This is a genomic window from Clostridium cellulovorans 743B (genome assembly GCF_000145275.1).
GTDB classification, from domain to species: domain Bacteria; phylum Bacillota; class Clostridia; order Clostridiales; family Clostridiaceae; genus Clostridium_K; species Clostridium_K cellulovorans.
In genome coordinates this window covers 2,995,831-3,014,248 of record NC_014393.1, presented here as the reverse complement: position 1 = coordinate 3,014,248, position 18,418 = coordinate 2,995,831, and the positions used below count along the sequence as shown (strand labels likewise).

Here is an 18,418-nt window from a genome sequence, read left to right as displayed (position 1 = left end):
TAAAGGATAATATGCTAATTAATGGTTGTGCTTTTATAATTGTCCATATTTACTAAGGAGGAAAAGATTTGTATATAAATAAAAGATACATAAAAATCGGCAGTCTAACAATTTTATTTATTATATATATTTATACGTTAATATTGAAAAGTGATATATGGGGTAATATTTTATCGCCTATTGTAGCGTTTATGTCGGCCGCTATAATATGGCAGGAATCAAAAAAAATAATTGCCTATCAGTTGATCTGGAGACAATTATTTTTCGTAGCCTTTAGTTGGGGATTAGTGGATTTAGCATGGCTTATTGTGGAGGAGTTTTTATCGGTAAAGCCTGATTCTCTTGCAATTTTTATGTATTTATATTTGCTAAGTAATATTTTTATTGCAGCAGCTTGCACAATGTATTTCTATTACAGTGTTAAGAAGTGGAATCTCATTCAGCTGATTTTAGATACTATAGCTGTGGGGAGTTTGATTTTTTTCACAACTTGGAGTTTGGTTAGTGATGAAATAAATGTTAGATATCTTTTGAATAACGAGCTTATTAGTACATTTTTGTGTTTTATAACTGATTTGTTCTCAATAACTATATTGGCCATCATTTATATATCGTCGAAAAGAAAAAACTTCAATAAAGTCAGAGTATTAATTGTATCAAGCATAATAATTTATAGTTTGTCAGACTTATATTATGTATACCTCGATTTTACAGATAAATATGATGCAAATACATTAATTGATGGCTTTTTTATGTTATCAATAGTTTTATTTGCCTTTGCAACTATGGAGAAAGCAAAAGATCCAAGCCTATCAATAATGTCAATTGATATGGAACTTCCAGAAAACTATGGTAGGTCAAACAGGCTAATTTTGCTTTTTATAGTTCCACCTATATTATATTTTTTTAAGGTTATAAATTCCTTTGTATTATTTCATATAGTATCGATATTGATTGTATATTCTTTATTTAGAAAGTATGTTCAATTAGCAATTAGAAATGTATATCTGCTAAAACGTGAAAAGAGTATGACTGATGTTTTAGAGCAATTAGTTAAGGAAAGAACTAAGGAATTAGTTAATGCAAATAATATTTTAGAGAACTTATCTAAAAAAGATGTATTAACAGGTCTTTATAATAGGAGATATTTTATTGAATATATAGATTCATTAATAGAAGCCTCTGAAAGTAGCAAATTTTCTGTAATATGCATAGATCTCGATAGATTTAAGGCTATTAATGATGCGCATGGTCATGAAATTGGTGATAAGGTATTGGTAGAAGTTGCTGCAAGGCTTCAAAAATGGTGTCCAAGCGATGTGAAGATATCAAGAGCTGGAGGTGATGAATTTACGATACTAGTTGAAGGGGATAATTCCTTTTATAGTCTACGGTTATATTGTGAGGAAATAGTAGAACTGTGTAGGAAGACTATAGAAATATCTCCATATACATTTCACGTTGGCGTGAGTTTAGGAATTGCGTCATATCCAAATGATTCTTTAGATAGAGAAACCTTGATGAAATACGCTGATATTGCAATGTACAATTGTAAAAAAAATTATATAGGACCAAGATATACATTTTTTGATGATACTATAAGTGCAGAAATTCAAAGAAAACATAGTATCGAGCTGTTACTTCAAGAAATAGATTTCGATAAAGAATTTCAGCTTTTTTATCAACCGCAGTACAGGATTTCTGATGATTCTTTAGTTGGTATGGAAGCTTTGTTAAGATGGAATAATCCTAAAAATGGGTTTATTTCACCAGGTGAATTTATTCCTATTGCTGAGGAAACTTTTCTAATTATGAAAATTGGGGAATGGGTTATAAACGAGGCTTTGAAGCAAATAAGAATTTGGAATGAAAAATATAATTTGAATTTGGTTGTAGGAATAAATATGTCTCCAAAACAAATAATAACAGATAAATTTGTTGAAAATCTAATGAATAAAATAGAGGCTAAAAAAATTACTCCTAAGTGGATAGATATTGAAATAACTGAAACTAGTGCCATGAGTAGTAATGAATCCATGGAAAAAATACTTGAGAAGCTTGCAACTATTGGAATAAGTATTTCTATTGATGATTTTGGAACAGGTTATTCTTCATTGAGTTATATAAAAAGGTTTGATATAGATCGGCTTAAAATCGCAAAAGAACTTGTTGATAACATATATAATGATCATAATACTTTACTTATTGTAAAGGCTATAATTATGATGGCTAAAGGTATGGGATTAAAGGCAATTGCTGAGGGGGTAGAAGAAGAGTCTCAGCTAGAAATGCTTAAGGAGTTAGAATGCGATGAAATACAGGGATATTTATATGGACGACCAGTATCTGCAGAAGTTTTTGAACAGGAACATATTATAAAACATCTATCGTAACTTTAACTTGGAATTGTACTTTGGATGTTATAGACTACTGTTGTCAGTTTGAAAGACCTCTTTTTGTTTTATAAATTTGGCTAAGGAAACCACATTTATCTTAACAAAAGGAGGTCTTTTTCTGTATTAACCATTAAAGTTCTTCAAAACCTATAGCTTAGAAGAGAACATATATCAGTTTCAATAATGTGGCCACATTTAAATATAATCTTTATGAAATCAATGCAAATTTTTAATCGGAACATATATGTAAGAAAAAACTTAAGAAAATCTTCAGAATTACTTAAGGGGAGATTTAGAAGTTTTATGTAAAATGTATATATGGAATTTCCGAGTATGTATTGTTTAAGAAACTCCAGATAAAGAAGGAGGTCAAAAAGTGAATTATTACATTATTATATTACTTACTTTTATAATTTTAGGGTTTCTTATAATTATGAAGAATATTCATTCAGAAAATGATAAAGATACGTTTTATGAATCAAAAGAAATATATGTTTTAGGAACTATAATTCAGTTGAAAGCAAATGGCAGAAAAGCTAAAGATGCTATTGAAGAGGCTGTAAAAAAACTTTATCAAATAGATGATATGATGTCAGCTTTTAAAAAAGAAAGTGATATCTCAAAAATAAATAGCAATGCAGGTATCATGGCTACAAAGATAAATAATGAGACCTATGAAGTAATAAAAAAAGCTGTCTATTATGCCCAAATGTCTCAAGGAGCTTTTGAACCGACAATAAGACCTTTAGTTGAATTATATGGATTTAATAGTGAGAATCCGAAGATTCCCAGTGAACAAAACGTAAGAGAAATACTAAAGTTAATTAATTATCAAGATGTTTTATTAGATGATAAAGAAAAAACAGTTATTCTAAGGAATAGGAACCAGAGATTAGATCTAGGAGCTATTGCCAAAGGTTATGCAGCAGATGTAATCAGGGATATTTTTATTAAAAAGAATATTAAAAGTGCCATTATTGATTTAGGAGGCAATATATATGCGCTTGGAAAAAAAGCGCAAGATAAACTATGGAACATAGGAATACAAGATCCATTAAGCTCAACTGGAAAGTTTGTTGGAATAATAAGTGTTGAAGACAAATCAATTGTTACGTCAGGAGATTATGAAAGATATTTTCTTGTTGGCGGGAAAAGATATCATCATATAATTAATCCGCTAACCGGGTATCCCTGTGATAATGAAATAGTTAGTGCAACTATAATATCAGATAATTCAATTGATGGCGATGGTTTGACTACCTGTGGATTTGTTCTAGGACTTGAAGAAGGAATGAGATTAATTGAAAAAATTAAAGGCGTTGATGCGATTTTTATAACGAAAGATAAAAAGGTTTATTTAACTAGAGGAATCAAAAATAAAGTTAACATAACAAATAAAGATTATATTCTTCAGTAACAACAAAAGTTTAAGTTTATTTTAATTATATATTTTTATAATTATGATAAATGAAAAAATAACTAAAAGAAAAGAATGAGAGGAATGATTCAGTGTGAAAAAGAAAATTTCATTGATGCAAGTGTTTAGAATATTATCTCAGTTAGCATTTTTATTTATACTTCCGGCATTAGTAGGTTTAGTATTTAATCAAATTAAAACGCTATATGTAAATATAGTTGATGGAACTTTTACAGTTTCAAATAGTTTAAGTAATTTTGGAATCATAATAGTAGTAATACCACTTACCATTATATTAGGCAGATTCTTTTGTGGATGGATTTGTGCCTTTGGAACTTTGAATGATTTTATTTATATTTTATCGCAAAAGGTATTTAAAACAAAAATTAAAGTTGATGAAAAGGTTGATAACATACTAAAGTTTATAAAGTATTTTATATTAGTTTTTATAGTAGTTGTTATTTGGACTATAGGAAGTACAGCTTTTGATGGTATGAGTCCTTGGACTGCTTTTGCAAACATTTTAGATATTAAAAATTCACTTTTAGAAAATATAATAGGATTTATTTTATTAACAGTTATAATAATTGGAGCATTCTTTATAGAAAGATTTTTCTGTCGATATCTATGTCCACTGGGAGCAATATTTGCGATATTATCAAGATTTAGAATATTTAATATTAAAAAGACAAGAGAAAAATGTGGGCCATGTAGGATATGTACAAATAATTGTACTATGGGAATAAGGTTATATAAAACGGATAAAGTAACAAGTGGAGAATGTATAAATTGCTTTAAATGTATAGATGTATGTCCAAGAAGTAATACAAAGGCTAATATTGTTGGGACTAATGTTGACTCAAGATTAGCAGGTGCAGTTGCTATTACTGCATTTACTGGGGTTTATTCTGCAACTACAGCAATTGGAGGACAAACTACTAATAGTCTTGTACAAAGTAATGTTGAAAGTAAATCTTCAAATAGTACATCACAAAGTACTGCAATTTATAAGGATGGAACATATACATGTACAGCCAATGGTTATAAACCAGGTTTAACAGTTTCAGTAACTGTATCAGGTGGAAAAATATCTGATATACAAATTACGTCTCATCATGAATCAAAAGGATTTTATGAAAGACCATTCCAAACCGTACCACAAGAAATTATAGAAGAGCAATCTACAGATGTAGATGCAGTTTCGGGAGCTACAAGAACAAGTAAGGGGATTATGACTGCTGTTGATAACGCATTAAAAAATGCTAAAATAGAAACAGGAAGCATTAGCGATTCAGATAGCCAAGATACTTCAAGTAATCAAAGCAGTGCATCTTCTACAACAGAAAGTAAATCAGAAGAAGCTCCTACACAGGATCAAGGTACAAAAGCAGAAAATAGAAACAATAATAAATCAAGAAATAAGAAACAAGAAGATACAACTGAAAATGAAGCTACAACAAATAATACAAATGAAGCTACTACTGTATATAAGGATGGAACTTATACAGGTACTGCTAGAGGATATAAACCAGGTCTAACAGTTTCAGTAACTGTATCAGGTGGAAAGATTGTTGATATAAAAATTACATCTCATAATGAATCAAGAGGATTTTATGAAGTACCATTTCAAGTAGTACCGCAAGAAATTATAGAAGAACAATCAACTAGCGTGGATGCAGTTTCGGGAGCAACAAGATCAAGTAAAGGAATAATGAATGCTGTCGCAAATGCATTACAAAATGCAAAACAATAATTAGGATAAAAATGGTGAGCATTTGTAAATTATCACTTGATGATATAGTTATAAAGTTCAAGTGATAATTATTTTGAGATATAACTACCTGAGTTCTTTTCTTTGAAACTCAGGTAGTTAAAGTTATTAATAAAAAGCTATCTATATATGATAGTTTTAGGGAAAATATTATTTATATGTTAAAAGGGGTTTGCTATGAATAATGGAACAATTTTAGTTGTAGATGATGAGAAAGAGATAAGAGAGCTAATTGAGATATTTTTAAAGAATGAAGGTTATACAGTTGTAAAAGCAACAAATGGAGTAGAAACTCTAGAAATCCTAGAGAATACTATAGTTGACTTGATTATATTGGATATAATGATGCCAAAGATGGATGGAATAGAAGCTTGTTTAAATATAAGAAAAAATAGAAATATGCCAATCATTATGTTGTCAGCAAAGAATCAAGATATGGATAAAATTTTGGGGCTTACCTCTGGGGCTGATGATTATGTTGAAAAGCCTTTTAATCCGTTGGAATTACTGGCTAGGGTAAAATCGCAATTAAGGAGATATAAAAAACTTAACGTAGGTAGTGAAAATAAAGAAGGTGTTATTGAAATTGATAATCTTACAATAGATGTTAATACCCATGAGGTTAAACTTGATAACAGAGAGATAAATCTTACAGCACGAGAATTTGACATTCTATTACTTCTTGCTAGAAATAGGGGAATAGTTTTTAATACTGAAAAGATATATGAAAAGGTTTGGAAGGATGAGTTTTTCGAATCTGATAATACTATAATGGTGCACATAAGAAACATCAGAGAAAAAATAGAAGAAAATCCTAAAAAACCAGTGTTTATTAAAACTATTTGGGGAGTTGGATATAAAATTGAAAAATAATATTTCGGAGGTTATAGGCAGAATATTATATATACCAGCAAAAGTATATAATTATATACTTGATAAGTTTGGTAAAAGCATAAGGTTGGAGATAATATTAGTTTTTATAATATGTATATTTACAGCTGCTACAGCTGGAAAACTTGTTGATTTGGCTTTTAGGCTCAGTTCAATTCAAGTGAAGGAAGAACAAAGGAATATCATTAATAGACTTAATGATCCAGCAGTGACTATAGCAAGAGAATTTGAAGACAAAAAGCTTAGTATTAAAGATAATGTTCAAGTTGAACATTTATTACAGTCACAAAAGACTGATAAGGGCTATGAGGTTATGATTGTAAGTACAGAGGGAAAAATTTTATATTGTACAAACAATAATATTACAAAAAAAGAAATAAGTATTACAGCTTTGGTTAGGGGTTTTTTTCCTGATACCATGCAGTTAGGGATACATGAAGAAGAAAGACATGGTAAGGAATTTACAAGCTTTTATCCTATAAGTTTTATTGATGAAGAAGCGTATATAGTGGTAAATAATAAGGTATCAAAGAAGCATATTATTAGTGATAGTTATATTACAAATTCTCAAATAATTTCAGTCACAACAATGTTTCTGGTATTTATAAGTACCTTTATTTTATTAACTAACAAAAAAATGACATATTTACAATATGTATCTGCTGGACTTTTGGAGATTTCTAAAGGTAACTTAGATTATAAAATTAAGAAAATAGGTGAAGATGAAATAGCATTGCTTGCAAATAATATAAATTATATGGCTGAAGAACTTAAAAAGCAGATTGAAAATGAAAGAAATGCTGAAAAGATTAAGAATGAATTGATTACTAACGTTTCTCATGATTTAAGAACACCGCTTACCTCAATAAGAGGATATTTAGAAGTAATTAGAACTATGAAAAATTATGATCAAGAGCAATTAGAGCAATATATAAGCATTGTGTACAATAAATCGGAGAACTTAGGAAATCTTATAGATGATTTATTTGAATATACAAAGTTAGTAAATAATCAAATAGCTGTTCAATATCAAGAAATAGATTTAAACCAATTGATATCGCAGCTTATGGAGGAGCTTGTTCCTGTTTGTGAAGAAAATAATTTAACAATGACGAGAAATAATATAAATGACAAAATACTTATTAATTTAGACCCTGACAAAATAGTGAGAATTTTTGAAAACTTACTGATCAATGCAATTAAATATTCATTAAAACCTAGTGAAATAAGAATTAATATCATAAATAATAATGATTTAGTACAAGTTAGTATTTCAAATCAGTGTAGTTATATTTCTGAGGAAGAATTACAAAGATTATTTGAACGATTTTATAGAATTGATAAGGATAGATCTTCGAGTACAGGTGGCAGCGGGTTAGGTCTTGCCATTGCTAAGAGCTTGGTAACGATGCAAGGGGGATCAATTGACGTAAAGTATGAGAGCGGATATATTTATTTTATTGTAAGTTTTAAAATTATATAAGTTTTATCATTGAAACTACATCCCCAAATTTAAGGGCGTATTGAAAAATCAATATGCCCTATCAAGCTTTTTGTCGAAATATAATATTGAAAAGTAAATATACTCTATGAGAAATTTTTATTAAAACATATATTTATAAGACATAAAATTATAAAAAGAAAAATGTATTAAATTTAGTTTAATGTATAAAAGTATAATAAGGTGTAGAAGTTATATAAAAGTTATAAAACCTATAAATTTTATACAGTTTTTTATATATTTATTTTACTTAAGTTAAATATAGTTAACGATGCAAACATTGACATAAAATACTAAGGAAGATATAATTATTGTGGAAGATATGATTAGTATCAAAGGACTAAAAGAGAATTTAAAGTCGTAATGTAAATTATTTTAGATATTAATATATTTTTTATCGTATTTATTTGATAAGAAATACAAAGGTGATGTATTTTTTATTCATTCTATTAAGTCTTATTAAAAAGATTACTATGCTTTGCGTAAAAAATAGGCTATAGGAATCTTATATTTATCGTTGGATGGTAAGTTCTTAGCATCTTATTCTAAAGAAATAGAAATCTCTTATTTTAAATATTCAATCTATCAGAGTTTCCTATTGTGACCTTATGTAATTCATTTATATTTTTATTATAGTTGCATTTTTATTTTGTGTTTTTGCACGATGAAAGGAAAGAATAATTTTATGTTTAATTTTAAGACTCTCGCTGAAGCGATAACCTATAGAAAAGATACCGTAGATAAAGGTATTCTATTTATTAAAGGTGAAAAAGAGGAATTTTATTTATCTTATAAAGACCTTTATGTTAAGTCTCTTAAGTATTTGTATAGTCTTCAACAAGAAGGTATGAATGCTGGAGATGAATTAGTATTTCAAATTAATGATAATTGTGAATTTATATGTGTGTTCTGGGCATGTATTTTAGGTGGCATAGTGCCAGTGCCAGTTACCATTGGTAATAACCATGAACATAAGTTGAAGCTTGTAAAGATATTAAACATTCTTAACAATCCATTTTTAATTGCTGATGAAAAGTCTGTCGTTAGCTTTAAAAAATTCATCGAGGAAAATGATATTATTGATTTTGATAAAATGTATGAAAATAAGTTAATCAGTTTAGAAAATTTAGATAAAGTAGATGGTATTGGACAATTACATAAGGTTGATTCTAAGGACATTGCGTTTATACAATTTTCTTCAGGTTCAACTGGTGATCCTAAGGGTGTAATATTAACCCATGATAATTTGCTTACTAATATTTACGCAATTATAAAGGGCGGGAAGATTGAAGTTTCAGAATCAGTTCTAACTTGGATGCCGTTAACTCATGATATGGGACTTATTGGTTGTCATTTAACTCCACTGATTAATGGAATGCTTCAAATGAACATGCATACGAGTTTATTTATAAAGTATCCTACACTTTGGATGAAGAAGGCAAATGAGCATAGAGCTAATATACTTCAATCACCTAATTTTGGATATAAATATTTCTTGAGTTGGTTTAAATCAGAAATTGCAAAGGATTGGGATTTGTCTTGTGTTAGGTTAATATTCAATGGTGCTGAGCCTATCTCAATAGAGTTATGCCATGAGTTTACAGAAATAATGGCAGAATATAATCTTTCAAGGAATGTTATTTTCCCTGTATACGGACTTGCCGAAGCTTGTTTAGCAGTAACTTTCCCACCGGTTGAAGAAGAAATACATACTATAAAATTAGTCCGTGATTCTATTGTTCTTGGTTCTAAGGTAGAGATAACTAATAGTGATGAAAATAGTGTGCAATTTGTTGAGGTAGGTTATCCAGTTGATAATTGTTACGTTAAAATTTGTGATGAAGACAACAATACTTTAGAAGAGGAATTTGTTGGGGTAATACATATTAAAGGTAACAATGTAACTAGCGGTTACTTTAATAATAAAGAAGCTACTGATGCAGTGATAAGTGATGATAATTGGCTTGATACAGGTGACTTAGGGTTCTTAAGAAATGGAAGACTTGTGGTCACTGGAAGAAAAAAAGACATCATATTTATAAATGGGCAAAACTATTATCCTCATGATATAGAACGTGTTGTAGAAACTATCGAAGGTGTACGTGGTGGTGGAGTTGCCGCTTGCGGTGTTTATAATAAAGAATTAGATAAAGAAGAGATTTGTGTTTTTGTTTTATTTAAAAAGCATTTAACAGAGTTCTCGAAGCTTGCTTTAGAAATAAAAAAATATATCAGTGAAAATATGGGCTTAGAAGTAAGCAATGTTTTACCTGTTAAGAAGATACCTAAGACTACTAGTGGAAAAGTTCAAAGATATAGATTTAAGAAAGATTATGAAGAGGGACTTTATAGTCAATTAGTAAAAGATTTAGATGAAGTAATAAGTAAAGTTTTTTCAGAGAGAACTATAGAAGAGGCTTCAACAGAGACTGAAAAAACTTTAGTTGACATATGTAAGAAGATTTTTAAATTCGAAATATTAGGGGTAACTGACAGTTTCTTTGATTTAGGAATTAACTCTATAAAGATTGCGGAATTATCAAATAAGATATCAAAAGAATTTAGCGTTCAAATTCCTATTTCAGATATGTTCTCTTGCTCAAATATAAGACTTTTAGCTAAATATATCGATGAAGCTGACAGAAATCAATATGTTGCCATTGATAAGATTACAGAGGAAGAAGAATATTATCAGGTATCTTCTGCTCAAAAGAGAATCTTTATTTTAGAGGATATTGAGCAGGGTGGATTAATGTACAATATGCCTGGTGCATTGGTACTTGAAGGAAGTTTAGATATAGAGCATTTAGAAAATTCCTTTAGAAAATTAATAGATAGACACGAAGCTTTAAGAACTTCATTCCTTTTCGTCAATGACGAACCAAGGCAGAAGATTCATGAAGAGGTTACATTTAATTTAAATTGTGAGCAATGTGATGAAAAGGATATTGATGCAATAATAAATGATTTTATAAGACCTTTCAATTTAAATGAAGCTCCACTTATGAGAGTAAAATTATTAAAGGTGAAAGAGGATAAATATTATTTACTTATAGATATGCATCATATAATTTCAGATGGTGTATCAGTAAATCTATTAATAAAGGATTTAAATAAACTTTATAATAACGAAGAATTACCGGAATTAAAACTACAATATAAGGATTTCGCTGCGTGGCAAAATAAAATCCTTTCTGTAGGAAATGTTGAAAAGCAAAAGAACTATTGGATTGATAGATTTAGTGGAGATATTCCAGTATTGAGTATGTCAATGGACTACAATAGACCTGCGACGCAAAGTTTTGAAGGTGATAAGATTTACTTTGATCTTGATGAAAAACTTTCACTTAAGTTAAATAAGGTAGCTAAAGATGCTGGCTCAACAATGTATATGGTACTGTTAGCTGCATACAATGTTTTACTTTCCAGGTATTCAGGACAAGAGGATATAATAGTTGGTTCACCTATAGCTGGAAGAACTAGAACAGAGCTTGAAAATGTTATGGGTATGTTTGTAAATACTTTAGCTATGAGAAATGCACCTGTTTCTAGCTTAAGCTTCCTTGAATTCTTAGAGGATGTTAAGAAAAATACTCTTAGTGCTATTGATAACCAGGAATATCAATTTGAAGATCTTGTAGAGGCTTTAAATATCCCAAGAGATATCAGTAGAAATCCTTTGTTTGACACTATGTTTACAATGCAAAATATGGAAAATACACAGATGAACCTTGAAGGGCTAAAGGTTAAATCATATAACATTGATTCAAAAGCAGCAAAGTTTGATATGTCTCTTGATGCTATAGAAAAGGACGATAAGATTCTATTTGAATTAGAGTATTGTACTGCTTTATTTAAGAAGGAAACTATTGAAGCTTTAAAAAATCATTTTATAAATATTTTAACTTCTGTTTCAGAAGAGCCAAATGTTAAACTTGCTGAGATAGACATGCTTTCAGACATTGAGAAACAGCTAATAGTTGATAAGTTCAATAGTAAGAAGTGCCAATATGATTTTAGAAAAACTCTTCATGAACTCTTTGAAGAAAATGCTAAAAATAATCCAACAAAGACTGCCGTGATTTATGAAGATAGCAAAATTAGCTATGAAGAATTAAACAAGAAATCAAATAGAATAGCTAATTACTTAATAAGTCAAGGAATAAGCAATGAAAACCTTGTTGGAGTGTTGATGGAACGTACTCCTTTAATGGTTGAAGCAATACTGGGAATCTGGAAATCCAATAATGCTTATATACCATTAGATAGCAAACATCCAGTAGAAAGAAAGATTGGAGTACTTAAGGATAGTGATGCTGAAGCTATAATAACTTTATCAGAATTTATAGATGAAGAATTTAAAAAGGAATACAAGGGGAAAATTGTAGTTCTTGATTTAATTGAAGAGGAAATATTAAATCAATCAATAGACAACCCAGGACTGAATAGTGATATAGATTCTCTAGCGTACGTGTTATTTACCTCTGGTTCAACTGGTAAGCCAAAGGGAGTAATGATTGAACATAAGGGAATGCTTAATCATATTTTTGCTGAAAGAGATGAGTTAAATCTTGATAGTAATATGGTCTTTGCACAAAATGCTAGTCATTGTTTTGATATTTCAGTTTGGCAGTTCTTTGCAGCACTTGCGTTAGGCGGCACTACTGCGATATATTCAAATGAGCTTATTCTTGAACCAACTAAGTTTACGAAACAAATTATTAATAACAAGGTAACATTATTAGAAGTAGTACCATCATATCTTATGACCATTATGGATGCTGTAGAAGAAGATAGTACATTAACTTTAGAAGATTTGAAATGGTTAATGATAACTGGAGAAGCTGTAAAGAATTCAGTTGTAAAGAGATGGTTTACTCTTAAACCTAATATTAAAATGATTAACGCTTATGGTCCTGCGGAAGCTTCAGATGATATAACACAGTATATTATAGATGAATTCCCAGAAAATCTTGAGAACATTCCAATAGGAACTCCTTTAAATAACGTTAATTTATATATAGCTGATAAGGATATGAATTTATGTCCTGTAGGTGTAGTAGGAGAAATTTGTGTATCAGGAATATGTGTAGGAAGAGGATATATTAATAATCCTGAAAAGACAGCTGAGGTTTTCCTTGATGATCCATTTATCAATGGTGAAAATGTTAGATTATATAGAACTGGTGACTTAGGGAAATGGATACCAGATGGAAGTATAGAATTTATAGGAAGAAGAGATTACCAAGTAAAGGTTAGAGGATTTAGAATTGAACTTGGTGAAATTGAAAATGTTTTTGCAGGATATAAAGGTGTAAGAGATGTTGTGGCAGTAACTAAAAATGACCATAGAGGAAATAACTTTATCTGTGCATACTACTCAACTGATGAAGAGGTTGAAGTTCAAGAGATTAAGGAATATTTATCAAGATACATTCCTGAATATATGATTCCAGCGTACTTTATGGAAATGGAACAGTTACCTTTACTGTCAAATGCAAAGGTTGATAGAAAAAGTTTACCAGATCCTACTTTTGAGAGAACAGAAGAATATGTTCTTCCAAGCAATGAAGTGGAAGAAAAACTTCTTGAGATTTGGAAGGAAATTCTTAAACTTGATAGGATAAGCGTTACAGATAATTTCTTTAGTATAGGTGGACATTCATTAAGAGCAGCAAATCTTTCTGCTAGAATTTCCAGGGAAATAAATGTTAAAATTCCAACAAAAGATATATTTATCTATCCTACAATTAAGGAATTAGCTGTACAAATAGAAAAATCACAACCAGACAATTATAAGGCAATTGAACTTATTGAGGAGAGTGAATACTACGAATTATCTTCAGCACAAAAGAGATTATATGTACTTGATAGCTTTGAAGAAAATAGCACAATGTACAATATGCCTGGAGTTATGGTTGTAGAAGGTAGCCTTGATAAAATTCAATTGGAAAATGCATTTAAGAAGATAATAGAAAGACATGAAACTTTGAGAAGCAGTTTCCATTACCTTGAGAATGAGCCTTATCAAAAGGTATATGAAACAGTTGAATTTAGTCTAAGTTATGATGAAAAAGATGAAGAAGAAATTTATGCTTTAGCTAAAGAATTTATAAAGCCTTTTGATTTAACTAAGGCACCCTTATTAAGAGCAGGAATAGTTAAGGTAGAAGAAGCTAAACATTATTTATTCTTTGATATGCATCATATAGTATCAGATGGTATATCTATAGATGTTTTAACCAGTGAATTAAGTGATATCTATAATGGAATTGAACCTTCACCAATTAAGGTTCAATACAAGGATTTTGCTAGTTGGCAAAATGATATCCTTAAGAGCGAGGAAATGAAAATCCATGAAGAATATTGGTTAAACAAGTTTAGTGGAGAAATTCCAATTTTAGCTATGCCAACAGATTATACAAGACCTTCAGTGCAAAGTTTTGAAGGAAATAGAATATTCTTCGAAGCAAATAGTGAACTAACTACTAAACTTAAAAAACTTGTTAAAGAAACAGATACCACTTTATATATGGTTTTATTATCAGCTTATAATGTATTGTTATCAAAATATACTGGACAAGACGATATTGTAGTTGGATCTCCTTCAGCAGGAAGAGAAAAAGTTGAACTTGAGAATATGATAGGTATGTTTGTAAATACCTTAGCTTTAAGAAACATTCAAAAGCCAACGATGACATTTAAAGAATTCTTATTAAATGTAAAGGAAGATTCACTAAAAGCTTATGAAAGTCAAAGCTATCAATTTGAGGAACTGGTAGAAAAATTAAATATCCCTAGGGATATAAGTAGAAATCCTATTTTTGATACTATGTTCACAATGCAAAATACGGAAAATCTTGAAATTGCAATGGGTGGTTTAACATTTAAACCATATAGAATAGACTTCAATGTTTCTAAATTTGACTTATCCTTGGATGCAGTAGAGAACAAGGGGAAAATTGAATTTGAAATGGAATATTGTACTGCGTTATTTAAAAAGGAAACTATAGATAGAATTTCTGATCATTTTATAAATATATTGAGTTCAATAGTGGAAAATCCAAATGCCAAGTTAAGTGAAATAACTTTACTTACTGAAAAAGAGAAAAAGCAAATTCTTTGTGATTTTAATGGCAAAAAGGTTCCATATGATTTTAGTAAGACTTTACATCAATTATTTGAAGATAACGCAGTGAAAACCCCAGATAAAACAGCAATAATTTTTGGGGATGAAAACATATCCTATGATGCATTGAATAAAAAATCAAATAGTTTCGCTAGATATTTAATTGAGAAGAATGTAAAACTTGAAACTATAGTTGGAGTTATGCTTCATCGTTCACCAAGGTTTGTTGAAAGTGTATTAGCAATTTGGAAAGCTGGGGGCGCGTATATTCCTCTTGATGTTGAATATCCAAGTCAGAGAAAGCTAAGCATAGTAGAAGACGGAAATGCTGATTATATAATAACTTTATCAGAATACATAGATGATGAATTTAGAAGCCAATATAAAGGTGAAATTATTTGTCTAGACCTTATTGAAGAAGAACTTAAAGATAAAGATAGTTCTAATGTAAATACAAAGGTAGATATCAATAATCTTGCTTACATATTATTTACTTCTGGTTCAACAGGAAAACCAAAGGGAGTAATGATTGAACATTTAGGAATGTTAAATCATATTTTCGCTGAAAGAGATGAACTTCAATTAGATGAGAATTTAGTGTTTGCTCAAAATGCTAATCATTGCTTTGATATCTCAGTATGGCAATTCTTTGCAGCACTCGCTTTAGGGGGAACTACTGCAATATATCCAAATGAACTTATTCTTGAAGTAGACAAGTTTACTGAGAAAATAGTTCGTGATAAGGTTACACTTCTTGAAGTAGTACCTTCATACTTAATTGTTATGATGGATTATATTGAAAGTAATAAATTAACCCTGGATCAGTTAAAGTACCTTATGATAACTGGAGAAGCAGCAAAACCAAATGTTATAAAAAGATGGTTTGAGTTATTTAAAGATAAGAAGATGGTTAATGCATATGGACCAGCAGAAGCTTCAGACGATATAACTCAATACATAATTGATGCTGAGACAAATACAGATATAGTTTCAATTGGTAAGCCATTAAGTAATATAAATATTTATATTATGAATAAAGAGATGGAACTTTGTCCTGTAGGAGTAGCTGGTGAAATTTGTGTATCTGGTATTTGTGTAGGAAGAGGATACATTAATAATCCAGAAAAAACTGAGGAATCTTTTGTTTACGATCCACTGCAAACTGATGAAAAAGTTAGAATGTATAAGACTGGTGATATAGGTAAGTGGTTACCTGATGGAAATATAGAATTTATAGGTAGATCTGACTTCCAAGTAAAAGTTAGAGGTTTCAGAATTGAACTAGGAGAAATTGAAAGCAGAATTGCAGAGTTTAATGATGTAAAAGATGCTGTAGCAGTAGTTAAAAAGGATAGCAAAGGAAATAATTATATTTGTGCTTATTTTGCTGCTGACGTTGATATCAATGAAGAAGAACTTAAAGAATATCTTGGAAACTTTGTACCAAGCTATATGATTCCTTCTTATTTTGTTCAGTTAGAAGAGTTACCTCTTTCACCAAATGGGAAGATTGATAGAAAAGCCTTGCCAGAGCCTGAAATTGATGAAAACAGAGAATATGTTCCACCGAGAAATGAAATTGAAGAATTATTAGTTGATATTTGGCAACAAACTTTAGGTGTGGACAGGATTGGCATTAATGATAACTTCTTTAGCTTAGGTGGAGACTCAATAAAAGCCATTAAAGTATCATCTACTCTTGGAAACAATGGATATAAGCTAGAGGTAAGAAATTTATTCCAGTATCCAGTGATTTCTAAGCTAAGTGCTTATGTGAAATCAAATACTGTTGAAGCCTTCCAAGGAATTGTTGAAGGAGAAGTCAATTTAACACCAATACAAGAAGGATTCTTTAAACACAACTTTACTGATAAGCATCATTATAATCAATCAGTTATGCTTTTCTGTAAGGATGGACTTAAAGAAGAATATTTTGAAGAGGTATTTGATAAATTAATAGAACATCATGATGCCTTAAGAATGAGCTATAAGGTTAATGAGGGTGCTATTTCACAAATTAATAAGGGGATTGAACCTAAAGCATATGGTTTCCTTGTAAAAGATTTAACTAATGCTGATAACTACAAAGAAATAATTCAAGAAGAAGCTAATAAACTTCAGGGTTCAGTTGATTTGGAAAACGGTCCGTTAGTTCAAGGATGCTTGTTTAAAACTTCTATTGGGGATTATTTATCAATAGTAATCCACCACTTAGTAGTTGATGGAGTTTCTTGGAGAATTATTCTTGAAGATTTAGAAAATGCTTATAGCAGTCTTTGTGAAGGACTAGAAATTCAATTACCGAAGAAAACTAGCTCTTATAAAGAATGGTCAGGAAAGCTAGTTGAATATTCTCAGAGCACAGAACTTCTTAAGGAATTGGAATATTGGACTGTAGTTGAAAATTCTGAAGCAGTTAATTTACCACAAACTTCAAAAATTGATGTTGATAAGAATAAGGATACGGCATTATTATCAGTATCCCTTGATGAAGAAGCTACGAAGAACCTCTTAACGGAGTGTAATACAGCTTATAATACTGATATCAATGATCTTCTTCTTTCAGCTTTAGGAATTTCAATGAAAAAGTGGACTGGAAGTGATGAGATTTTAATTAACCTAGAAGGCCACGGAAGAGAAGAGTTATTTAAGGATATAGATATAACTCGAACTGTAGGTTGGTTTACTGCTGAATATCCTGTACTTATAGATATGGCAAAAGCTGAGGATATTTCATTTACATTAAAGAATACAAAGGAAACTTTAAGACGAGTACCTAATAAAGGAATCGGTTATGGCATATTAAAGCACTTATCAGAGGAAGCACAAGAAAACTTTAAATCATCGAAAAAACCACAAATAAGCTTTAACTATCTTGGTGATTTTGGTGAAGAAGCTTCAGGTAAACACTTTGGTATTGCAGATATAAATTCTGGAAGTGATGTTAGTCCAGAGCTAGAGAGAGAGTATGTTCTAGATATAAACGGAATAATTCTTGAAAATAAATTAATGCTAAAGATTGAATTCAATAAAAAGCAATTTACAGAGGATTCAATAGAAAAACTTTTATCAAATTATATAGAAGTTCTTAAGGCGATAATAGCTCATTGTATGGGAAAAGAAGAGACAGAAATTACTCCTGATGATGTTGGTTATAGCGATATGTCCTTAGAACAATTCGACGATTTGGTAGATGAGCTATCTGACTTGCTCGGAGATTTAGATTTATAGTTAAAATAGTATCAAAGTTGTTATTTTTAAGATGCAACTTTGATACTATATTATGTTTATGATGGTAGAAAACTTATTTATG

6 protein-coding genes are annotated in these 18,418 nt (G+C 29.9%); all 6 read left to right on the top strand.

Annotation, left to right across the window (positions count from 1 at the left end):
• Positions 1-68 precede the first annotated feature (68 nt).
• Entirely contained in the window at positions 69-2,393 is a 2,325-nt protein-coding gene (locus tag CLOCEL_RS12450; protein WP_010075449.1) for a putative bifunctional diguanylate cyclase/phosphodiesterase, read from the top strand.
• Between the two features lie 379 nt (positions 2,394-2,772).
• Positions 2,773-3,813: an FAD:protein FMN transferase gene (locus tag CLOCEL_RS12445; RefSeq protein ID WP_010075448.1), complete on the top strand. Its 1,041-nt coding sequence runs from the start codon at positions 2,773-2,775 to the stop codon at positions 3,811-3,813.
• Between the two features lie 94 nt (positions 3,814-3,907).
• Entirely contained in the window at positions 3,908-5,566 is a 1,659-nt protein-coding gene (locus CLOCEL_RS12440) for an FMN-binding protein (RefSeq protein WP_010075447.1), read from the top strand.
• 195 nt (positions 5,567-5,761) lie between these two features.
• Positions 5,762-6,457 (top strand): response regulator transcription factor, encoded by a 696-nt coding sequence (locus CLOCEL_RS12435; RefSeq protein ID WP_010075446.1) that lies wholly within the window; start codon positions 5,762-5,764, stop codon positions 6,455-6,457.
• Entirely contained in the window at positions 6,447-7,958 is a 1,512-nt protein-coding gene (locus CLOCEL_RS12430) for a HAMP domain-containing sensor histidine kinase (protein ID WP_010075445.1), read from the top strand. Before CLOCEL_RS12435 ends, CLOCEL_RS12430 begins: the two co-directional genes overlap by 11 nt.
• 682 nt (positions 7,959-8,640) lie before the next feature.
• Positions 8,641-18,336 carry a non-ribosomal peptide synthetase gene (locus CLOCEL_RS12425; protein WP_242655157.1) on the top strand — a complete coding sequence of 3,232 codons (9,696 nt, stop codon included), beginning with the start codon at positions 8,641-8,643 and terminating at the stop codon, positions 18,334-18,336.
• Positions 18,337-18,418 lie beyond the last annotated feature (82 nt).

Bases quoted from the DNA above. Each gene is read 5' to 3' on its own strand.
- CLOCEL_RS12435 (WP_010075446.1), top strand. From the start codon at position 5,762: ATGAATAATGGAACAATTTTAGTTGTAGATGATGAGAAAGAGATAAGA.
- CLOCEL_RS12425 (WP_242655157.1), top strand. From the start codon at position 8,641: ATGAAAGGAAAGAATAATTTTATGTTTAATTTTAAGACTCTCGCTGAA.